The following is a 20905-nucleotide window of genomic DNA, read 5'->3' on the forward strand; positions in this document are numbered from 1 at the left end:
GACCGTCGCCATGGATCTCGCGCATGACGGCCTCGAACTCGGTCGGGGCCTGGTCGTCATCCATGCTTGGGCCGGTGATCGCGCCGACATCGACCGGCCGGTCGGCGACGGCACCCCGCTGGGCGGCGAAGCCGACGCTGACGCCATCGAGAGGAGCACGTCCACGCCGACCTCGTGGACACCGCACTGAACACGGCACCAGTCCACCTCATGGCTGTGCGCACTGGGGCTTCGCGTCTGCCGCGCGCTCAGCGGGATTCTCCGGGCCGCCTACAGCCGGCCCCGTCGGCTGCCGCACCACTCCGCCTTGTGATCTGCCGGACGGCTGGAACAGCCTCGGCAGGTGAACCACCCGCTGCGCGCGCCCGTTCCAGGGCCCCTGACCAAAGGTGATTCAGAGAGAGGAGTTGACAGCCGGTCCGCACGGGCTGGGCGTGGTCTGCGCCGGCCCCGTGCCGCTCGGCCGGTCTGTCATCCATCATTTTTGACCCAGGTTGCCCCGCTACCGCATGTGTCCGGCGACAGCGGCTGATCTCTACAGGCACGCCAGCGAACCCTGCTGCCGTAACCACCCTTGGCGTTGTGGGCACTGTCCTCGTAGAAGTCCTTGTTGCACCTGCCCCAATCACCCGATCCCAGCTCGCTGGTGCATCTTCCGGACCGGTAGGAGACCCAGTCTCTGCCGGCGTTCCGCAACTGGTTCTGCCAGTCCGCGTACACGTCCATACCGTCCCACTCCAGGTCCCTCAGGTACCAGGAGTCTCCGTACTTCTTGAAGCAGCTGTTGGCCATGAAGCTCACCAGACAGGTGGCGTCCGAGGGCGGACCGCTCGCGACCGCCTTGTCCGACTCCGCCGCTCCGACATCTGGGAGCGGCGCGGCCGACGCCGCGCTGGTGAGCGTGGTGCACAGTAAGGCACCTGTCATGGCAAGCGACGCTAAGATCTTCCGACGCATTGTCACTTCTTCCTCTTCGGTGTGGAACCTCTCGGCTGCGCCTGACCATTGGCCGGTGGTTGCACGGCTCCGGAGAGGTGGTGCGCCGACCATGGCTCCTTGCCCGAGCGCGGTCTTCACCATGTCGGTATCCCGTCGCCGCGATTCCCCGGGACACCAGGGTGCGAGGTGGACCCGTCCGAGTCGTTAGCGAGAAGTGCCGTTTTCGCTTGCCGTGGAGTCCACTGCCTGGTGTCGGCAGTCGCGGGGGGAGAGGCCGAAGGCGGTGTGGAAGGTACGGGTGAAAGAGGCGTGGGAGGTGAATCCCCAGCGGAGTGCGATGTCGCCGATGGGGGTGTCCAGGAACGCGGGGCCGGTGAGGTCGCGGCGGGCGCCTTCCAGGCGCAGGCGGCGGATGAGGGCGGCGACCGTGGTGCCCTGGTCGCGGAAGAGGCGGTGCAGGTAGCTGATGGAGATGTGGTGTGCCGCGGCGACCGACGCGGGTGTCAGGGCGGGGTCGTGCAGGTGTGTGCGGATGAAGGCCTGGAGCCGCAGGGTGAGGGTTCGGGTGCGGGACTCCGGGGGCAGTGCTCGGCCGGCGTCGAGGGCGTTGGCGAACAGGGCGGATGCCAGGTCCACGGCGATGATGGCCAGCCGGGGGCCGTCGGAGGGGTGGAAGGAGTGGGTGTCGGTGGAGAGCCGGGTGAGGAAGTCCGCCAGCAGGGCGCCGGTCCCCTCCCGTGCGGAGAACCGGTAGCCGGTCAGTTGGGAGATCGAGTCCGCCGGGAGGGGTAACAGGGCTCTGGGGATGTCGAAGCCGATGCCCTCGTGGGGGCCGCCGGCCCGCACGTCCACGCTCCGTGAGCTGTCGACGAGGCAGAAGCTGAACGGATCGTAGGCCGCTTCACGGTCGTCGTCCCGGGTGACGTTCAGCGTCCCCCGCGTGGGCAGCGAGAGGTTGACCCGCTCGGGGTCCGACTGCCGGACCAGCCTCGGCGTCCGCAGGAACCGCACCGGCTGAAACCTCGACGGCCACACCGTCACCCCGCCGAACTCCAGCAGCCGCTGCGACGCCCGGAAGTCCGCCCGGTGCTCACTGACCAGCTCCACGGGCGCGTGCGCCCGCTGCACCAGCTCACGCCAGCTCTCGAACCGGTCCGCGGCGGGCACATCCTCACTTCTGAAAACAGTCTCGATCACGCTTTCCCCCGTCCGGAAAGATCATCGCACCCCGCTGTGCCCGCCACGTTCCGGCATGGGACACGGAACGTGGCACGGGCGCGGAGCGCGCCTCCGAACCCAGTCTCCCGAGCGGCTTCACCCCGTGGAACATACGAGCGAAAACTCACTGTTTTTGACGCGTTACTGCCCACGTGGAAACGGGCGTACCCACCCTGGTGTGCTGTGTCGCGGCTTCCCGGGGCGGCTCGGCCTCGACAGCTGGGTCCCTCTCCCAGGGACGACCGGGACCGCGGCCGGCGGGGGTGCGGCAGGTGCTTCCGGCGGGCGCTTCACGGGCAGGGCAGTCGAACCGCTCGATGGTGGCGGCAGGTTCGGCGAGCACTGGCATGTCGCAGAAGCTAAGCGAAGGGGCTTGATGTGGAAGCCGTTCCGCGAGAGGCCTCAAGAACGAAGGTCGCGGCAAACCAGACACGGCTCAGTGAGGGTCCGCGATCTCTCAGAAGTACTCCTTACCGCGAACACGAAGCGTGACAGCCTTCGTCAAGGTCCACCACACCGGCGGGCCGGCACAACCGGAGTACCCGTCGTGTTCGGCACCTGACGCGGCCCGCGGAGGTGCTGACGTGAAGTTCATGAAGCGCGCCGCAAGCATGCCGACGACGCCGGACAGTGTCCCGGCGCGCTGAGCTATGACTTGGACGAAGCCCCGGGGCGAGTGCCCCGGGGCTTCGTCGTTCCCCCCGACGGTTACTCGCCCGAACCACGCGAGGAGACCATCGTGCACGACCACCGCAAGCTCGGCCGTGAGCTGAACCTGTTCGACACCGACCCGCTGATCGGCTCGGGACTTCCCTACTGGCTTCCCGACGCCGCGGCCGTACGGCACGCCTGCACTACATCGGCGCCGACAGAGCGAAACACCGTCCCGTCATGATCCACCGCAGCAATCATCGGCAGCGTCGAACGTGTCGTCGCCCACCTCATTGAACAGCACGGCGGGGCCTTCCCCGCCTGGCTCGCCCCCACCCAGCTGATGATCCTCCCGATCTCCGACACCGAGATGCCGAACGCCCACGCACTCGCCCAGCGGTGCATCGGCCTCGGCCTGCGCGCCAAGATCTCCGGACCGCACGACGGGACTCTGGGCGCCCGCATCCGGGCGGCCCGCCTCGTGCCCTACCAGGCCGTTATCGGCGCCAAGGAAGCCAACGACGGCCATGTGGCGGTGCGCCTGCGCACCGGTCAGCGACTCGACCCGCTGCCCGCCGACGATGTCCTCAGTCATATCAGGGCCCTCATCGACGAGCACAGCACCGACCTGTGGCACGGTGTTTCCTCGTAGCCGACACCGCGGTCGATCTCCGCCCGTCCTTGTCGGCGGCGGCGTGGTCGTCATCGAAGGAAGACCCGCACTCTCCTCGAAGGCTCGCGTGTCTCCTTCATGGCGCTCGTGATGCCGGCCCGACCTCGGCCGTGTCGGGCGGCCCGGCGGAAGGTGTCATCCGACCCGGCCGCCGTATCTGCCGGAGCGGCCGCTATCCCACCGGTTCCGTGGACCAGCTGCGTCGTGGTCGGCTCGGGGGTCGCGCTCCAAATGTCACCGCTTCGGGGTCGGGGTCGGGGTCGACACCGACCTCGCCGAACGCGGCCCCGCAGGCCACCGGCCCCTACGGGCACGGCAACCCGAACGCGCTGTCCCACAGTGGTGTGCGGTAGCGACTGGTTTCAGCTGCGGGTGATGGAGAAGACCACGCGTACTCCGGTGGTGGAGTTGATTCGTTCGTTGAGGCCCCAGATCCGGCCGGTTGCGGGCGCGTAGCCGAGGTTCTGGGTGTAGACCGGGGACGTGGTCAGTACGTGGGGCGCGGCGCCGGGACGTGTCTTGTGGATGCAGGAGTAGCGGGCCCCGGAGGGGTCGCCTGATCCGTCGCCCACGCCCTGGGGGCAGTCGCCGGCCAGATACCAGTCGGTTCCGTCGGTGGCCGCGCCCTGCATGGCCCAGATCGGCGAGGAGTAGGCCGCGGTGGCGTGTCCGTGAGGCAGGGCGGTGTCCGCGTTGAGGGCCCAGCGGATCACCCGGCCGCCGGCCGCGCCGCGCTTGTACTCGGCGGAGACCAGGCCGTCCTGGCCGGTGCGGTCCAGGCTCAGCGAATTGAGGCAGGGGCGGTCGCCGGTGGTGACCGAGCAGGCTCCGCCGTCGGCGGTGGTGACGTATTCGCCGATCATCGGCAGCGCGTAGTTGCTCCACCGGGCGGAGGAGGCACCACCGTTGACGCCCACGGCCTCCGTGCTGGAGTTGACCTTCCAGATGTGCCGGAGGTCGTAGACCTGGAGCCAGCGGCCGTTGGCGACGAAGACCTTGTTGCCGTACCAGACGACGCCGTCGGCGTGCGCGCCGACCTTGGTGAAGTTCCCCTTCCCGTCGGCGCCGAGAGTGGGCCGCACCAGCAGCAGATGGTTGTAGCGGATCTGGTTGTTCTCGGCGTTCACCAGGCTGACCCGGGCGAACTCGTTGGGTACCGGGTTCGGGCCCTGCATGCCCCGGCTGAAGTGCCAGGAGGCCAGAGAGGCCGTGCGGCCCTCCCACAGGCCGTTCGGCTGGGCGTCGTGGGAACCGGTCAGGCCCTGCGGGGTCCAGCCCCCGGCATCGGTGTACGAGTTGGAGGTGTCGTCGGCGGCGTCCCAGCAGAAGCCGCCCGGGTCGAGCCGGGTGGCGAGCCCGGTGCCGTGACACAACCCCGGCCGGCCGGTGCGACCGCCCGAGGTGAGGACCTGGGTGGCGTTGCGGACAGTGACCGCCCCCTGCTCCTCGACGGCGGTGATGGCCCTGTCGTAGTCGGTGAAGGTGCTCCCGGCTCTGAGCTGGAACGCGGCCACGGTCGCCGGGTCGACCGGTGCGAACGGCGTCGCAGCCCGGGCGGGGGTCGCCGCCGGGCCGAGAAGCAGAAGGGCAGCGAGGACACAGAAAACGGTGCCGAGCGCCGGCAACTGTATGCGCGATGTGTGCAGCAGCATGAGGGCAAGCTACAGCCATCAGCGCGGGACGAGCGGTCTCCGCGGACCCCTTCGGCCTCTCTCGGCCCCGGGCGGAACCCGGTGTCCCGGGGCACGCGCTCCGGGACGTGCCTCAGGCCTTCGCCGCCGGCGCCGCCCGGCCCCCGGCGGCGGCTTGACGGCGGGACACCGGGCACGCAGTGCGCGGAGAGTACCCACTGAGCCCATCTCCCCCCGGAGTTGCTGGAGGGTCAGGCCCTGGGTGTTCTCGCCGGGGAAGCGCAGATCGTGCGTGCGGCGGGCGACGGCGACGCGTTCCTCGGGGCGGGTGACGAGCCCTGCCTGGTGTAACCGGAGGTGGGAGGTGCGGGCCGCGCCGAGGCCGGAGGCGTAGAGGCGGACGCCCTGTTCGCCGACCCGGCACAGGGTGGTGGCGGAGTCGGCGAGCAGGGTGACCGCGGCGTGGGTGACGCGGGTTCCGGGGCCGATGAGACGGCGTCCTGGGCGGAGGTGAGGTTGTCGCGCAGCTGGTGCAGGCCGAGGACGGCGTACCGGTAGAGCGTGGACGAGTTGAACTCCAGGTGCCGATCATGCCCGCTCCGGAGTCCTCGGTGTTCTCGTCGTCGACCGCGGTGCAGTAGTCGAATTCGGTGCGCACCGTGTGGGTGGAGAGCGCGTGGGGCCTTGGTGGCGGACTGGGTGATGCCCAGCGGGGTGAGCAGAGCCCCGGCCAGGCGCTCGGCCTGGTCCTCACCGAGGCCGGCGCCTCCCTCGGTGACGGGCTGGGCGAGCCGGGCGCTCAGTTGGACGGCGGGAGGCTCTGCAGGATGTGGACCTCGGCGAACAGGGTGGGTGCGGTCATGGTGAACTCCTTCAACGGGAGGGAACGGAGTGGATATCCGGTGGTCGTGAGGGGGCGCGGCCGAGCCGGGCCGCCACGAGGAGCGGTCGGGAGGGGTCGGGCAGGCCCGCGCCCCGCATCGGTGGCGGCCCGGACCTCCGCCAGTGGCGGGCACGGCTCCGGACGGCGCACTCCCGCTGCCGCGCACGCCGTGACACATATCGAAGAGAAATGGAGAGCCCCCTCGAACCTGATCTGATGACCCATCAGGAGGGGCGGATTCCGCAACGGACAGTCCACAATCCATCTTTATGCCCAGCCCAAAGATACACCTTCGAAGAATTCCTGATCATTTCTTCATGTTCGGCGAGGCCGAATCGAGCCACCCGAAAGGGGTTCCTACCAGCGAACGACCCCCGCGGGGGCGGGGACGACTGTCCACTACCCCTACCGAACGCGCGCCAGAGGCGCGCTCAAGAGCACCGCAGACAACTCGGAGACACATAAGCCTGCCAGGGAGCCCCCATGGGCCACACCGACCTGTGTCAATACTTTATCAATGCTTTCGCCTGACCAGTCGGACCCGGACATCACGAGGCTGGAGAAGCGCCTTCAGCTCTGGCCTCGCCCGACTCTTCGGCGCGATCTCGCAACGCCACTGCGATATCACCGAGGCGAGTGCGAGCGTCGCCTCCAGCATCGCAAAGTCGTTGCCGATACATTTTCGTGCACCCATGCCGAATGGGAACATCTCATGAGATGACGGCGCGCCACTCCGATTCCACCTGTCCGGAATGAAGGATTTTGGACAGGCAACGCCACCCGGTCGGTGATGCATTACGTAGGCACTGACTCCCAGTACGGTGCCTGATGCTATGAAATGGCCTTCCAACGTTGCGTCTTGAGTAGCGACTCGGGGCACCATCCACCCCGGCGGATAGAGGCGGAGCGTCTCGTTCAACACGGCGCTGACGAACGGGAATTTGTCGACATCCTTGAGTTCCGCCGCATGTCCGGCCAGTTGCGCGTCCACTTCTGCACGCAACCTGTCCTCAGCTTCAGGATGCCGGCCCAGCAGGTACAAAGCCCATGTCAGGAGGATCGCTGTGGTCTCGATCCCTCCGAAGAGGAAGGTCATGATCTGATCGCGGATTTCCGCTTCAGACAACGATTCATCCGCTTCTCGTGCAGCCAGCAGGGCAGACAGGAGGTCTCCCCTGTCAGACCCGTCAGCCTTGTATGCACTGATGGTTTGCCCGATCATCCCACTCAGACGTGCGTACGCGCGCCCGTAGGCACGATGAGCAGGAAGGGGAAGCTTCGCCATCCAGTCCGGCAGCAGCATCCCCCGGAAAACACCATCCGTGAAGATCCCAAAATCGCGACCCACTTGCACAACGTCACGTTCAGGCATTCCGGAGGCGAATACCACACGGGCCGTCACGCGAGTTGTGATCTTCTTCATCTCGCCGAGCAGATCCACAGTCTGCCCGCTTTCCCAGGAGGCAAGGGAAGCGGAGATTTCCTCTGCCATCGTCCTCGCGTATGCAGGTAAGCGGCTGGAATGGAACGAGGGCTGCACCAGGCGTCGCTGACGCCGGTGGTCGTCACGAGGGCAGGTCGCCAGCCCGTTTCCGATGAAGTCACGCCCTTTGTCGATGAGCGGCCCTCCCTTGTCGAATGTCCGGTCATTCAGGAGGATCTGCCGGACCAGGGCCGGGGCGCAGGGGATCAGCACGGGCCGGGGCCCGACCCGGATCTCCACCAGATCCCCGTACGCGGGGAGCGACGACAGGAATTCCAGAGGGTCACGCCACAGCGCCAGTCCGTGTCCCAGCACCGGGAGCGCCTTGGGGGCCTTGACCACCTTCATGAGATGTCCCTTCCACGATCCAGGTCCACCGGAGCCTGCACACGACCTCATTTCCCGCCGGGCTTCACACCTGTCTGCATCATGTATTCCAACAGGAGCACCTTCCGCCAAGATTGCCGATGCCGCGATCAGTTGAGGGTTGCTCGCTGCTTGATGAGCGTCGTCGGGTCTCTCGATACCATGACAGGAACGTTTCCAGAGACCGGCCTTTCGGCCATGGTGGTGCAGCACTGCCGAGCCCCTACTGGCAGGTGACGGTGATGCCGTTGACCAGCCGGCTGTACGGGTTGAGCCCGGCAAGCTCCAATGCCCCCGTGGTGGCCCCGAAGAATGCTCTGCGCACGAGTAGGCCTTCCTCCAGGGGGAGGCGGTAGCTGTCTCTGACTGCCTGATCGACATCCATGAACAGGCGGACCGCCGCGTCCGCTTCCGGCGCGCTGTCCAGGGCTGTTTGGTGCCAGATTCTACCGATGTGGTCGCGGAGTCGTGCCGCCGGGCCGCTGCGGGGTGTGCCGCTTGCGTCGAGGGCGGCGTCGAAGACGTTCTTCCAGTCGTCAGCCAGGTGGTGCAGATCGGGGAGTGCGTCGGCGCGCTCGCAGCGGGCAAGGGCCGAGGCTGCGAGGGCCGCGCACGGGTCGGAGTCGAGGCCCCCTCGGGGAAGGCATCGGCGGGCGATGCGCCGCGCGTTGTCTTCGGCCGAACGCGAGGAGTCCGCGTGCCAGAGGGGTTCCCAGGACGGCGAGTGCAACTGGCTGCCGGCGTGCAGTCCGGCCGCGGTGGAACGCAGACGTCCACCGGGGGGCGTCAGGGCGTAGGCGGTGGCAACCGGGCTGGAGGTGTGGGCGAGGTGGGCGAGTTGCCGTTGGACGAGGTAGCGGGGGACAAGGAGGTACCACAGGCAGGCGCCCATGGACAGTTCGGCGGCTTCGTCGTGCCCTGCCTGCCCGCAGCCGCAGACCAGTACCGCGTCGCAGACCTCGGCCAGCGCGGTGCCATAGCCGGCCACGCTGAGGTGGCTATGGGAAGCCAGGCCCAGGAGCAGCGCGTTGAAGCATTCGTGGTGGACGTAATCCGCCACCGCGTCGACGATGTCGTTGTAGCGCAGCAGATTGTCGATGGCCCGTTGGATGGCCGTACAGGATCTGGCTGCCGGGAATGTGCCCAGGCCGTTGCTGACGTGCCGGTAGTGGCTGGTGGAGAGCATCACCCGGTGGTGCGGGACCATGGCGCCGTCCCACCAGCGCGCGCATGTACTCCTCAGGAGTCACGGTGTGGCTGGCCGTCGGGCTGCTGGTCGCGAGTGCCGCGTCGGCCAGCTCGTCCTTGATCGTCATGAGGCCGCCGACGGCGACCATGTCCTTCACCACCTGGTCCGCAGCAGGACCTGCCAGGCAGGTGAGGCCCTCGCTGGCAGCCACCTGGTAGGGGTGGTGGCTGCCGGCACCGGAATCATCCGCCGCACCGGCGAAGTCCACCGCCGTGGTCAGACACATCACGGACGCGCACAGATCGTGCAGGCCGGCATTGTCGCCGCGGATGAACTGCCACGTGTAGATGCTGCCCCACAACTCCCTCATGGCCATGATGGGGTCGGCTGCCCCCGGGTTTCGCCGGCGGTACTCGGCCCACAGCTCTTTCACCTCGCCGCCCTTGCGCGGGGCGATGCGGGCCAGTGCGGCCAGGCCACGGGCAGCCGGTCTTCCACCGCCGCGCCACAGGCCCCCCGCCTGCGTGGCGACGGTGCGGCGGACTGTGTCAGCGACCGGGCTGGCCGTGATGCTGCCGCGCACCTCGGGCGAGTACACAGCCTTCAGGACGCGCCTGGCCATCTCGTATCCCCCGTCGTAGCAGGGCATGACGGTCGACTGATAGGGCTCGTAGACAGGTGTGCCGACCATATAGGTAGTCGCCCCGTCTGCTGCCCGATGCCCTTCCGCGGCCACACCGATACGGGACAGCATCGACCGTGAGGCTTGGTTGATCAGACCGCAGTCCTCGGCATTCCAGACATCCATGGGGCTCGCTTCCGAAGCGTCTGATGAAAAGTGCTGGCTATGCGGCCGCGCCGGCCTCGTTCATGTGTGCCTGCGCACGGCCGAGTCCGCGAGACGGCTCAGCGCCTGGACCGCGGGCACGGCAAAGGGCGCCCTCCTGAGGGAGAAGAGGGCTTGTTCATAGCGTTCGGTGATCATTTCTTCCACGAAGAGGTCGGCCCCGGTGGCTGTGATGATGCGACGGGCCGCGTGCGCCTGGTCCTCGGTCAGGGCGGGATTGCCCAGATAGTGGCGCAGTGTGGCGGCCTGGGCGGGATGGGCGCGTTCCAGGGCCAGGGCGATCAGTACGGTGGCCTTGCCCTCGCGGAGATCGTCGAGTGCGGGTTTGCCGGTGGTGGCCGGGTCGCCGAAGACGCCGAGGAGGTCATCCCGGAGCTGGAACGCCTCCCCGAGCGGGATCGCGTACGCCGAGAGCTGTTCCAGGGTGGTGTGGCCGGCGCCGGCGAGGGCGGCGCCCAGGTGCAGGGGGCGTTCGATGGTGTACTTCGCGGTCTTGTAGCGGATGACGTTCAAGGCGGTTTCTACGCTGTGGTGGGTGGTGCCGCCGGCTTCGAGGTCGAGGAACTGGCCGAAGGCGACCTCACTGCGCATCTCGGCCAGCAAAGGCAATACGTTGTCGAGTTGCGCCGGTGTGGGATGGCCGGCGTGCAGGAGTTCGTCGGACCAGACCAGAGCGAGATCTCCGACGAGGATCGCGGCCCCCTCACCGAACCTCTCCGCGGCATGCGCGGTGCCGGGACCGGTGTGCTGTTGTGCGAAGGTTCGATGGATGGTGGGCTGGCCGCGGCGGGTGTCGGACCGGTCCATGACGTCGTCGTGGATCAGTGCGAAGGCATGGAACAGCTCAAGCGAGGCCGCCAGGTGATGCACCGTCGACGGGGCGCCGTGCGCGCCTGCCGCGTGCCAGCCGACCAGAGTCAGAACCGGGCGCAGCCGCTTCCCGCCGGCCATCACGAAGTCCCGGAGCGCGGTGGTCAGATCAGGCAGCCGGCTTGCCGTGTTGCGGGCGCGCTTCACCGCCAGGAAGCCGGCCAGAACATCCTCGACGGGGCGTTTCAGCAGTTGCAGGTCGAGCTCTTCGTTCGCGGGCAGGAGCGTCACGTCATGATCTCCCCGCTGTCGCCGGGGGCGGCTGCCCGCGTGAGGTTGAGTGCCTTTTCGAGCAGTGCTTCAACGATCCGGCTCTCAGGGACGGTGCGCACGGTTGTGCCCTGGACGGAGATCTGTCCGCTGCCGTTGCCGGAGGAGCCGCCGATGCCGGCTTCGCGGGCTTCGCCGGGACCGTTGACGACGCAGCCCGTGACCGCCACGTGCGGAGGGTCAGGGAACCCGTCGAAGGCGGCTTCGACTTGATTGGCGAGTCTGTGGATGCCGGCTTGGAAGCGTCCGCGGCCGGGCAGGAGACGATCTCCAGCATGCGCTGACGCGGACCGAGTGAAGACAGAATGCGGCAGCCCGCCTCGACCTGATCGACGGGGTCGGTGGACAGCGAGACGCGGATGGTGTCGCCGACGCCCTCGTTCAGCAAGATCCCGAAGGCGACGGCGGTCTTGATCGAGCCCTGCGAAGTGGTGCCGGCTCCGGTGACGCCCAGGTGAAGGGGGTAGTCGGAGGCATCGGAGAGATGCTGGCAGGCGGCGATCGCAGTACGTGGATCGCGGTGCCTCACTGCGATTCCGAGGTCCTGGAAGCCGTGCCCCTCGAAGAGACCGCATGCCCACAGGGCCGATTCGACCAGCGCCTCGGAGGCGGTTCTGCCGTGTTTCGCGAGCAGCCGGGGGGCGAGAGCACCGGCGTTGACGCCGATACGGATCGGCACCCCCGTCCCCGTGGCGGCCGCCGTGATCTCAGCGATCTTGTCGTCGGACTTCTTGACCGCGGCTGCCCGGCAGGCCGGGCCGGTATCCCGGTCCAGCGGCGCGTACGCGTGACTGGTCCAGCGCCATATCCGTTCCGGGGCGAACGCCTCTCCGGGCAGTGCCCCGGCGGCCCGGCGGTTCCACGGCGCCGGCGCGGGCCAGGCGCCGCGCTGCTCCATGGCCCGCGTCAGGTGCTGCCGCTGGTCGTCCGTCATCGGTACTTCTTGGGCCGGCCGTCGGGGTCGGGCTCCGGGAGAACCTGTCCGTCCGCGTTGTCCGGAGCCGGCTTGCCCCGGCTCAGGTCCGGCTCCGGCTTCCTGTGCTCACTCACGGACGCCCTCTCCCTACTACGGCGGAGAAGGACATGCTGCCGCAGCGCCCCGTGCCACGGTAGTGAGCCCTTCCGGCCACCCGGGTCATCGCCTTGCTGTTCCCACGAGCACTCAGGCGTTGGCGGAGGTACGAGGCAGACATGCCTTACCCGGAGCCGGCATCTCGCCCGGACCTCGCACGTCCGCCCCACTCGCGGGGGTGGTCCGGCCGTGCTCCTGGGAACGCTGTCGCCCATGCGGTCGTCCCCGCCCGCCCGCGCCGGGATCGTCCGCGTGCGGCGTCGCTCGATGCCCCGCTCTGTCCGTCGTTCCGTCGGCGTCCCTCTCGTCCGCTCGCGCCGCCGCCGGTCCGGCCGGCACCTCCGGCAGCACCGGATCGTCGATCGTGGCGATTGCGCGGGGCGGAGGCTTCGCGCCCCGGCGGGCGGCCCCGGTCGGCGCCGGTTCACCGGCGAGCATCCTCCCTCACATCGCCGGCGAGATCCGGTGGATCCGCGCGGAGGGCTTCGCGATGCCCGCGCCGGTGAGGTACCGCTCGACCGCCGCGGTGTACGACGCCGGCGGGGCGGACAGGGCCATGTGACCCGGGCGCTCACGCGACCGCGACGCGCCCCTGCCTTCGGGTTCGGTCACCGGCTCGACCACCATGCCCGCCCCGCCCTTCCGGAGCCGCCGCGGTGAACGCGTACACCTCGCGCCGGAGGCGTGAATGGCCCGGCCCACTGCGGGTTGCGATGACCACGGTGGGGCTCTCCGCAGTAAATCCGGCATTTACCGCGGCGGTTCTTCCGGTTGCCGTTGAGCGGCCGCGGTGAGCAGGTCGGCGAGGTCCTTGAGGGCCTGTCGCAGTTCGTCGGGGTGGTGGATGGTGAAGGGCCATTCCAGGGAGGCGAGGAGGTGTGCCATGCCGTCCAGCCGATCTGCTCGTGCGCGCATGAGGACGCCGGCGGGCTGGGCGGTGAGGGTCACCGCTGATCGGGGCAGCCGGCGGGCGACCTCATCGAGTGGACCGTGGATCGTCACCTCGACCTCCCAGCGGTAGGCGCCCTGGGCCAGGGTGGAGGTCAGGTGGGCGACGGGGTCGAAGCCGACGGGGGCGGTGAAGCGCCGGGTCCGGGGAGTGGTGGAGGCGACGCGGTCGATGCGGAAGGTCCGCAGGCTGTCGCGGAGGTGGTCGTGGCCGACGACGTACCAGCGGCCGGTGTGAAAGACGACGCCGTAGGGGTCGATGTCGCGTTCGGTCTGCTCCTGCCGCCAGGACTGGTGGCTGATGCCGACGGTTGTGCCGGCGCGGGATGCCTGGGCCAGGGCCAGCAGGACGCCGGTTCCGGGTGTCTGCCCGATCACGGCGTTGGCGGTGAACGAGAGGGTCTCCCGCATGGCGGCGAGCGGCTCGCGCAGGGAGTGCGGAAGCACCCGCCCGATCTTGGCCAGGGCACCGGCACTGGCCGGTGCGGTGGTGCCCATGCCGAGGCGTTCTGCCGCGAGCAGGCCCAGGACGACGGCGAGGGCCTCGTCGTTGGTGAGTACCAGGGGTGGCATCCGGTAGCCGCGGGCCAGGCGGTAGCCGCCGTGGCGGCCGCGTTCGGCTTCCACGGGGATGCCCAGTTCCCGCAGGTGGGACACGTACCGGCGCACCGTGCGGACGTCGGTGTCCAGACGGTCCGCCAGCTCCGTCCCGGTGAGTCGGGCGTTGGACTGGAGGAGTTCCAGCAAGGTCAGAACACGGGTGAGGGGATGCGTCATGGATCACTCGGCATTTCAGGGCGGAATATGTCCTGTATCAACTTTACGCTCCCGACAGCACCTCACATCAGGGAGATCACATGGCCACCTTCGTACTCGTTCCCGGCGCCTGGCTCGGCGCGTGGGCCTGGGAAGACACCGCCCGCACTCTGCGGGAGAACGGCCACACGGCGCTGCCGCTCACGCTGACGGGCCTGGCCGAGCGCGCCGCCCAGGCCGGACCCGAGACGGACCTGAACACGCACATCGCGGACATCACCGGCTTCATCGAGGAGAACGATCTGCGCGACGTCACGCTGGTCGCCCACAGCTACGGGGCTGCCCCGGTCACCGGGGCGGCCGGGCGTCTCGGCGACCGGCTGGAGCGCGTGATCTACGTGGACAGCGCGCCGTTCACCGCAGGCATGTGCATGCTCGACCTCATGCCGCCGGAGGCAGCGGAACAGCTGAACCGGCAGGTCTCCGCTTCCGGCGACGGGTGGCGGCTTCCGATGCCGCCGTTTGAGGTCCTGGGCCTGTCCGGAAGCCTCGTTGGGCTCGATGAGGGACAGCGGGATGCTCTGTCCTCGCGTGCCACCCCTCACCCGTTCGGCACCTACACCCAGCGCCTCACCGGCCCGACCGAGCCCGGCGCCGGCGTGGACCGTGTCCTGATCACCTGCCATGACTTCACGGGCCTGCTGAATGCCGGGATACCGACGCTGGCCTACCTGAACCAGCCGCCGTGGCGGCGCTTCGACCTGCCCACCGGGCACTGGCCGATGCTGTCCACACCCACCGAACTCGCCGACGTCCTCGACAAGGCCGTCTCCTGACGGCGACGGCTTCCTGCGGGCCGGGTCACGATCGCTCTTTTGAGGTCTGTCCCACGGTGTCCGCCGGGGTGCGGGGGCCGGGCACGGGGCTGCGGCGAGTCCGCTGACATCGGGCTCGGCGCCACCGTATCCGCAGAAGCAGTAGCCGTGTTGCCGGTTCCCCATCACCGTCTCCCGGGCCGCGTGTCGCAGGGCTTGGCGCGCGAGGTCCACGTCCGCTCAGCTCCACCTCGATGCCCATGCGATCACCGTCCTGGTGGCGTCGGCGCGCAGCGGGCGGGCGGCGAGGGCGGCAGCGGTCCGTCCACGGCGCGGACCCGGGCATCTCCGTCGACGGGGCGGTCTGCCCGCGCGGCTGGTCCAGCCGCGCGGGCAGCAAGTACCGCGCGGCGCGCTCCCTTGTCGTGGCGGCCGGAATGGCCCGCCGCAGGTCGCGGTGATCACCGTAGGGGCTCTGCCGCGGTGAATCCGGCATTCACTGCGGCAACCGGGGTCCTCAACGAGGACATCCTGGAGGCATCGGTCAGTTCGGGACAAGAGAAAAAAGCTCAGGGCCCCTGGGTCGGCTGGGGAGTAGAGTCCGCTCGTGCGTTGATTTTCCGGGCGACGGCCAAGCGCCGCCGCAGATGGTGCGGGAGCGACCTGACGAGTTCGGGGTCGCCTGATTGGTATGCCCATCACGATGATCCCGGAGATCACGGAATGACTGCTCAGAATCCCCTCACCTACGACGCGTTCGTCACACTCGCCGTCGCTGATCCAGCTGTCGTCGGTCTTGTCCTCAAGGGCTCCCGGGCTCATGAGGGGATGACCACCGAGCACTCCGACCACGACCTGTACGTCGTTCTCGCTGATGGTGCGACAACCGGCCTCACTCGGTTCACGGGCCACCGCACCCCGGAACTCGACCTCCTCGTTCTCTCACTCGACGAGTTCCGCGCCGCAGGAATGCCGGGATTCGAGCGGTATGCCCTTGCCCGCGCCCGGATCGTACTCGACCGGCTCGACGGGGCCGTCGCCGAGATCCTGGCCGAAAAGGCACGGCTCAACGCCGACCAAGCCTTCCGGGAGGCAGGTGAGTCGCTCGACGCCTACGCCAACTCCCTCTACCGCTCGGTCAAGAACGAACGCGACGGGCACACGCTCGCGGCCCGGCTCGACGCCGCCGACAGCATCCGGCTCCTGCTGGAGCTGCTCTTCGCACTGGACCGTCGCCCTCGCCCGTACAACAAGTACCTGGAATGGGAGCTGGCCCGATTTCCGCTGCCGGGCTGGGACACCGGAACGCTGCTCGACGCCGTGGACCGCATCGCGGGAACAGGCGACGTATCCGCACAGCGCCGCCTCTTCGCCCAGGTCGAGGCAGTGGCCCGGCAGGCCGGGCACGGCGCGGTGCTGGACGCCTGGGGCGAGGACCTGCACCTGATGCGACCGCAATAGAAGAAGGGTGTGAGAGCTCCCGGCCTTCATCAGGCAGCCTGGCCGAGAACGGCAGGGGTCGGAAATCGGGTGTCCGCAGCAGCAGCACGGCAGGATGGCTGGGGCAAGAAGGCGACGATGACGGCAGCTGAGCCACCCCCTGCCCCGAACGGGACAGGGCGGGGGACGGCGCCGACGTCTCGCCATCGCGCCCTCCTTCGATACCGGCACCGCCCTGCGGCGCCCGGCCCCGGACAACGGGCCGCGACTGGACGATGAGGTGGACGCGCGGGATTCAGCTCTTGCCGGGGATGGTGTCGTCGATGACGGCCTCCGGCTCGGGGTCAACGGGGCTCGCGGCTGACTCGATCCGGTCGACCGCCGGCGCGAGAGCGTCGTACACCCGCCTCGACGCCGCGGTGTTGCCCTGCTCCCCCGTTGAACTCCGAGGGGTGGGCAGCTCAGGCCAAGGACTCGAAGTATGCCTTCTGCGCGGGGTAGTAGTCCTCGAAGTCGGGCAGTGGCCCGCGCGTGCGGGCGGCGGTGAGCATGTCCAGGTAGTACTCCCAGCCCGGGCCGGTCTGGCCGAGGTGATCTGTGGAGGCGAGGTGATGGACCAGCCGGAGTTCGGTGGTGCCGTCGTTCTCGGCCAGCAGCAGTTCCATCGACCAGGACCCGGCCTCGTCCTCCATCGAGACGGCGAGTCGGCGCGGCGGTTCGCACGCTTCGATCCGCAGTGGGCACCAGGGCGCCGACTCCTCGAACACCATCTGCACCTCGATGGTGAGGCCGGCCGCCGCCCGGCCGCGCCACGGGCCGAACCAGCGGGCGGTGCGCTCCGGCTCGGTGACACTCGCCCAGACATCATCGGCGGAGGCGCGGTAGCTGCGGGTAAGGATCAGGTCGTGCCCCGTCGGCGTGGGGATGAGCTGTCCGGTGGGCTCAGAAGTCATGCCGTGTCCTCCTCGGGTTGGCGCGCGGTGTGCTGATCGTCAGTGGGCTCGGCCCGATTGCGGTCCCGTCGAGTGCGGTGAACCTCCGTCTCCAACGCGGCCAGCCGCTGCGGCCAGTCGACACGCCGGGTGTCGAACTGAGCGAGCCAGGCGGCGAGGTCACCCAGCCGGGGACGGACGAGTGAGTAATGCCGATGGCGTCCGATCTGCTCGTCCCGGGCCAGGCCGCTCTCCCGCAGCACGCGCAGATGACGGCTGACCGCGGGTCGGCTGATGGTGAACCGGGCAGCAATGTCCCCTGCCGTCAGCGGGGTACGGCGCAACATCATCAAGATCTCCCGGCGCACCGGATCGGCGATGGCGTCGGCCACCTTGCTCAGGTCGTCCACACCAAAAGCGTAACCCATAGGTTACGCGTCAGGAGTCGGCACAGGCCGAACACCGTGCGAAGGTGGAAGACAAGCTCAAGTGATCCGGTTCGCCGGCGGAGGGCCTTCACCACGACGTGGATCAGCGCACGACGGAACGCGCGAGGCGGAATCCCACATCGTCGACCTGGAAGGTCGGGTGGCTGCGGCGGCGCGCGGAGGCCCGGCAACTCCAGTGCTCATCGAACCAACCACCGCCGCGGAGCACCCGGTAGGCGCCATAGACCTCGGCGTCGTAGACGTCCCAGCACCAGTCCCAGACGTTGCCGAGCATGTCGTAAAGCCCCCACGCGTTGGGACGTTTGCCGCCCACTTCGTGGACGCGCTCGTGCGAGTTGCCGCGATACCAGCCGATCTCGTCGAGTTCCCCGTGGCGCGGCCCGGTCGTCCCGGCCCGGCAGGCGTGCTCCCACTCGGCTTCGGTCGGCAGTCGATACCCGTCGGCGGACGCGTCCCACTCGATGATTTCGTCCTCGGCGCGGAAGTGGTACGCGGGTGTGAGGCCGGCGCGCTGGGACAGGGCGTTGCAGAACCGCACCGCGTCCCACCAGGAGACGCACTCGACGGGCAGCTGGTCCCCAGGGGTGGTACTCGGCCGCCGGCCTGTGACCTGTGTGTACAACGCCTGGGTGACCGGGCATGCCGCGAGCTGATAGGGCGCGAGCTCGACCGACCAACTGCGCTGTGTCCGCCGGTCCGACAGCGTCACCTGCCCCGGCGGGATGGCGATCATCTCGTTCCCCATCATCACGTTCATGATCAGGAGATCCTACGAGACCCGTCAGGGCGGGACGACACAGCTGCCAACAGGGACTGCCCCCGAGGGGGGACGAGACCGGGCCGGGACGCTCCGTGTCCCATCCGTGCGGGCTGCCCCGCGCGGGCGGGGACGACACGACCCAGGGGTGCGGTGACCGTTCCCGAGCAGGACTGCCCCCGCGCGGGCGAGGACGACCGGCCGCCGGGGTGGACAGAGAGGGCGGCCGACGGACAAGGACTGCCCTCGCGCGGGCGGGGCTGACCTCGGTCTGGTGTGCGTGGGCAGGCTGCCGGCGCTGGTGGCGGAGGTGCCGCGACGACGGCACAGCGCTCCCGGCCGGGCTGAAGCGGGACCCGGGCGCGGTCGGGCCGGACCAGAGCCTGTCTCCTTGATGCCCTGAGGAGTGTGGTGCCTGGCCGGACAGAGTTTTCGGCAAGTGCTCCGCCGGTCAGGTCAGGCGTCCCAGGCGCGAGGACGGGCCAGCTCTTCCCACTCGGGGCGGAGCAGCGAGAACACGGCGAGGTCGTGGCGGCGGCCGTGGTGGAGGCAGGCGGCGCGGCTGACCCCTTCCTGGGTGAAACCGGACTTGGCAAGGACGGCGAGCGCGGGGGTGTTGCCGGTGTGCGTTTCCGCCGTGAGCCGATACATCGGGAGCTCGCCGAAGGCCAGGTCCACCACGGCGTCGAGGGCGGCGGTGCCGTGGCCGTTCCCGCGATGTCGAGCAGCGATCAACAGCTCGACCTGGGCTGTCCCGTTGACGATGTTCTGGCTGGTCAGTGCGACGTAGCCGACAGGGGTGCCGTCGGGAGGGAGGATGAGGAAGTCGTCGCGATCGTCGTCTTCGATGTCGCGCTCGACGCGCTCGCGCACGGCGGTGAGTGAGCGTGGCCAGATGCCTATGTGGTGGGCGGCTACTGGGTCGGATCTCCAGCTGTGCATGAGCTCGGCGTCGTCTGTGTCGAGCGCTGCGAGACCGACGGACTTGGCCCGCCAGGAAAGCTCCCTTTCAGCCTCTGCGTCATGCTCGTCGTCTGCGATCCTGATGTTCTCGGTCATAGGGGGATGTTATGGGTGTCTCCAGGCCGGGACCACCGCGTTTCTCCCGCTCGGTGACGCGTCGTCCTGCCTGGTCAGCAACGAGCCCGGACAAGGATGGCAGCCAGGTGGAGTGCGGCCTGATACGCGATGGCAAGCTGGTCGGGTCGCATGGCCGGGCCGCGCCACCGCTTGAGCCGGGAGACGCACCGTTCAACGGTGTTGCGCTCCTTGTGTCCCTCGGCGTCGGAGCCAGGCGGGCGACCTCCGGCGCGGCCTCTGCGTAAGCGGTGGCCGACCTGGTCCGCGGGCTGCGGACCAGGTCGGCCCGGATACCTCGGCGCCGGAGATGCCCACGGATCGCGCGGGAAGAACAGGCGCGATCAGCGAGGACAGCCGCGGGCCGGGTTCTTGGTCTGCCGACCCCGCTTCGTGGCATCCGGATTCCGGCCATGACCGCCTCGGAGGCCGGCGCGTCACCGGTCTGGCCCGCAGCGAGATGGAGGGACAGCGGTCGTGCCCGGCTGTCACTGGCCAGGTGGACCTTCGTGCTCAAGCCACCACGAGTACGTCCGAGGGCCCGGGCTCACCGGCATTCCGCCGAAGCTGGGAAAAGGGGTTGGTTCAGTAGGTGAGGGTGATGCAGCCGGCGCCGCCGCTGCCACCGGGAGCGCCGGAGCTTCCCGAGCCGAAGCCGGACGGTGTGACGCTCCCCCCGCTCCCGCCGTCGCCACCCGTTCCGCCCTGACCAGTGCCGAACGGACAAGTGGACGGGAGCGGGGTGCCTGCCGCTCCTCCGGTGGCTCCTTCGCCGCCGACACCTCCGGCCGCTACTGCCGGCCTGTCGGCCGCAGCTCCATTTGCTCCGCCGGTGTTGCCGTCGGACCGGGCCCCGTTGCCGCTGCCGGATGGTGTGCCGAGACAGACGGAGCCCACACCGAGGATGCTCCCACCGCCCGCGCCGTTGAAGCCTGCCGCTCCTCCGGCGCCGAGCGCGCCGCCACCGGTGAAGGGGTTGCCGCCGTCCCCGCCCGCGAGTCCGCCCCTGCCGCGACCGCCACTCGGCACGGATGCCTGGTCGATCCCCCCTGCGGTCAGAGCGGACCGGCCGCCTCCGGTACCAGCGGTACCAGAACTGGCCCGAGTTGCCGGCAGTTGGGTTGCCCCAGCTCCGCCGGGACCGCCGGCACCGCCGCCGCCGACGGTGAGGGTAAGGGTCTGGCCCGGGGTGACGGGCAGGGTGCAGGTGATCCGGGCGCCTCCGCCTCCGCCTCCCCCGCCTCCGCCGCCCCCGCCCCCTTGGACGCGTGGCCCGTAAATAGGGCCGGACTTGCCTCCGCCACCCCCACCCGCGCCGCCCCCACCGGCCGCGACAAGGACGGCGGTGACACTGGTGACCCCCGTCGGGACGGTGAACGCCCCACTGGTGGTGAACGTCTGGGTAGTCGCGGCGGACGCGGGAGTCGCCAACCCCACCGTCAGTGCCAGGGAACCCACCACACCCGCCATCGCGACCGTGGCACGGGCCGCCCGGGAGCGCGGGGCCTTCGAACGCGGTCGTCCGCCGTTGATTCGCTGAATGTCTGTCATATATCCACCGTGCATACCGGTGCGAACGATGGCCATGGCGGATGTTCGTTCGGGGAGGCACCCGGCGGGAGCAGGGAGGGGAGAAGCA

At 69.2% G+C, this 20905-nt stretch carries 18 protein-coding genes and 4 pseudogenes; 6 read left to right on the top strand and 16 right to left on the bottom strand.

The annotated features are described in order from the left end of the window. Positions 1 to 10 precede the first annotated feature (10 nt). Positions 11 to 190, top strand: a complete 180-nt coding sequence (locus tag ACWCRA_RS20635) for a hypothetical protein (protein ID WP_451068244.1) — start codon at positions 11 to 13, stop codon at positions 188 to 190. Between the two features lie 281 nt (positions 191 to 471). Here the strand turns inward: ACWCRA_RS20635 and ACWCRA_RS20640 are convergent, their stop codons facing one another. Further along, positions 472 to 1080: a hypothetical protein gene (locus tag ACWCRA_RS20640; RefSeq protein ID WP_451068245.1), complete on the bottom strand. Its 609-nt coding sequence runs from the start codon at positions 1078 to 1080 to the stop codon at positions 472 to 474. Positions 1081 to 1143: 63 nt separating this feature from the next. Further along, positions 1144 to 2136: an AraC-like ligand-binding domain-containing protein gene (locus tag ACWCRA_RS20645; RefSeq protein WP_451068246.1), complete on the bottom strand. Its 993-nt coding sequence runs from the start codon at positions 2134 to 2136 to the stop codon at positions 1144 to 1146. A 760-nt stretch (positions 2137 to 2896) separates the two neighbouring features. Here ACWCRA_RS20645 and ACWCRA_RS20650 point away from each other — a divergent pair. Together ACWCRA_RS20650 and ACWCRA_RS20655 are read left to right on the top strand one after the other, a co-directional pair. Then, entirely contained in the window at positions 2897 to 3052 is a 156-nt protein-coding gene (locus ACWCRA_RS20650) for a hypothetical protein (RefSeq protein ID WP_451068247.1), read from the top strand. Further along, positions 3007 to 3460, top strand: a pseudogene (locus ACWCRA_RS20655) (His/Gly/Thr/Pro-type tRNA ligase C-terminal domain-containing protein); the annotation flags it as partial. The gene ACWCRA_RS20650 and the pseudogene ACWCRA_RS20655, both read left to right, overlap by 46 nt. 383 nt (positions 3461 to 3843) lie before the next feature. On the opposite strand, the gene ACWCRA_RS20660 reads toward ACWCRA_RS20655, so the two are convergent. The 9 genes and pseudogenes from ACWCRA_RS20660 to ACWCRA_RS20700 form a co-directional block, all read right to left on the bottom strand. Continuing rightward, positions 3844 to 5133 carry a hypothetical protein gene (locus tag ACWCRA_RS20660; RefSeq protein ID WP_451068248.1) on the bottom strand — a complete coding sequence of 430 codons (1290 nt, stop codon included), beginning with the start codon at positions 5131 to 5133 and terminating at the stop codon, positions 3844 to 3846. Positions 5134 to 5363: 230 nt separating this feature from the next. Next, a pseudogene (locus ACWCRA_RS20665) lies at positions 5364 to 5866 on the bottom strand (type I-E CRISPR-associated protein Cas7/Cse4/CasC). Between the two features lie 643 nt (positions 5867 to 6509). After that, positions 6510 to 7826, bottom strand: a complete 1317-nt coding sequence (locus ACWCRA_RS20670; RefSeq protein WP_451068249.1) for a cytochrome P450 — start codon at positions 7824 to 7826, stop codon at positions 6510 to 6512. 241 nt (positions 7827 to 8067) lie between these two features. After that, the gene (locus ACWCRA_RS20675; protein WP_451068250.1) at positions 8068 to 8904 is read right to left on the bottom strand and encodes a hypothetical protein; all 837 of its coding nucleotides are present in this window, start codon (positions 8902 to 8904) and stop codon (positions 8068 to 8070) included. Further along, positions 8843 to 9841 (bottom strand): hypothetical protein, encoded by a 999-nt coding sequence (locus tag ACWCRA_RS20680; RefSeq protein WP_451068251.1) that lies wholly within the window; start codon positions 9839 to 9841, stop codon positions 8843 to 8845. The genes ACWCRA_RS20675 and ACWCRA_RS20680 overlap by 62 nt, the downstream gene beginning before the upstream one ends. Before the next feature lie 60 nt (positions 9842 to 9901). Further along, positions 9902 to 10981: a polyprenyl synthetase family protein gene (locus ACWCRA_RS20685; protein WP_451068252.1), complete on the bottom strand. Its 1080-nt coding sequence runs from the start codon at positions 10979 to 10981 to the stop codon at positions 9902 to 9904. Next, positions 10978 to 11954: pseudogene (locus ACWCRA_RS20690) on the bottom strand (flavodoxin-dependent (E)-4-hydroxy-3-methylbut-2-enyl-diphosphate synthase). Before ACWCRA_RS20690 ends, ACWCRA_RS20685 begins: the two are co-directional and overlap by 4 nt. A gap of 582 nt (positions 11955 to 12536) precedes the next feature. Continuing rightward, complete coding sequence (locus ACWCRA_RS20695) at positions 12537 to 12704, bottom strand: hypothetical protein (RefSeq protein ID WP_451068253.1); 168 nt, start codon at positions 12702 to 12704, stop codon at positions 12537 to 12539. A 138-nt stretch (positions 12705 to 12842) separates the two neighbouring features. Continuing rightward, positions 12843 to 13817, bottom strand: coding sequence for a helix-turn-helix transcriptional regulator (locus tag ACWCRA_RS20700; RefSeq protein ID WP_451068254.1), 975 nt, complete (start codon positions 13815 to 13817; stop codon positions 12843 to 12845). Between the two features lie 80 nt (positions 13818 to 13897). On the opposite strand from ACWCRA_RS20700, the gene ACWCRA_RS20705 reads away from it, so the two are divergent. Both ACWCRA_RS20705 and ACWCRA_RS20710 read left to right on the top strand, forming a co-directional pair. After that, positions 13898 to 14632, top strand: coding sequence for an alpha/beta fold hydrolase (locus tag ACWCRA_RS20705; RefSeq protein WP_451068255.1), 735 nt, complete (start codon positions 13898 to 13900; stop codon positions 14630 to 14632). Positions 14633 to 15334: 702 nt separating this feature from the next. Then, positions 15335 to 16072 (top strand): hypothetical protein, encoded by a 738-nt coding sequence (locus tag ACWCRA_RS20710; protein WP_451068256.1) that lies wholly within the window; start codon positions 15335 to 15337, stop codon positions 16070 to 16072. A gap of 440 nt (positions 16073 to 16512) precedes the next feature. On the opposite strand, the gene ACWCRA_RS20715 is transcribed toward ACWCRA_RS20710, so the two are convergent. From ACWCRA_RS20715 to ACWCRA_RS20735, 5 genes and pseudogenes are all read right to left on the bottom strand, one after another. Further along, complete coding sequence (locus tag ACWCRA_RS20715) at positions 16513 to 17004, bottom strand: SRPBCC family protein (RefSeq protein WP_451068257.1); 492 nt, start codon at positions 17002 to 17004, stop codon at positions 16513 to 16515. After that, complete coding sequence (locus ACWCRA_RS20720) at positions 17001 to 17393, bottom strand: metalloregulator ArsR/SmtB family transcription factor (protein ID WP_451068258.1); 393 nt, start codon at positions 17391 to 17393, stop codon at positions 17001 to 17003. The genes ACWCRA_RS20715 and ACWCRA_RS20720 overlap by 4 nt, the downstream gene beginning before the upstream one ends. Positions 17394 to 17514: 121 nt before the next feature. Then, on the bottom strand, positions 17515 to 18189 hold the full coding sequence (locus ACWCRA_RS20725) for a formylglycine-generating enzyme family protein (protein WP_451068259.1): 675 nt from the start codon (positions 18187 to 18189) through the stop codon (positions 17515 to 17517). Between the two features lie 456 nt (positions 18190 to 18645). Further along, positions 18646 to 19248: a GNAT family N-acetyltransferase gene (locus tag ACWCRA_RS20730; protein ID WP_351554354.1), complete on the bottom strand. Its 603-nt coding sequence runs from the start codon at positions 19246 to 19248 to the stop codon at positions 18646 to 18648. 74 nt (positions 19249 to 19322) lie between these two features. Continuing rightward, positions 19323 to 19807, bottom strand: a pseudogene (locus tag ACWCRA_RS20735) (transposase); the annotation flags it as partial. A gap of 804 nt (positions 19808 to 20611) precedes the next feature. On the opposite strand from ACWCRA_RS20735, the gene ACWCRA_RS20740 reads away from it, so the two are divergent. Then, complete coding sequence (locus ACWCRA_RS20740) at positions 20612 to 20806, top strand: hypothetical protein (protein ID WP_451068260.1); 195 nt, start codon at positions 20612 to 20614, stop codon at positions 20804 to 20806. The last annotated feature ends 99 nt before the right edge of the window (positions 20807 to 20905 follow it).

The organism is Streptomyces sp. NPDC001889 (assembly GCF_053594535.1).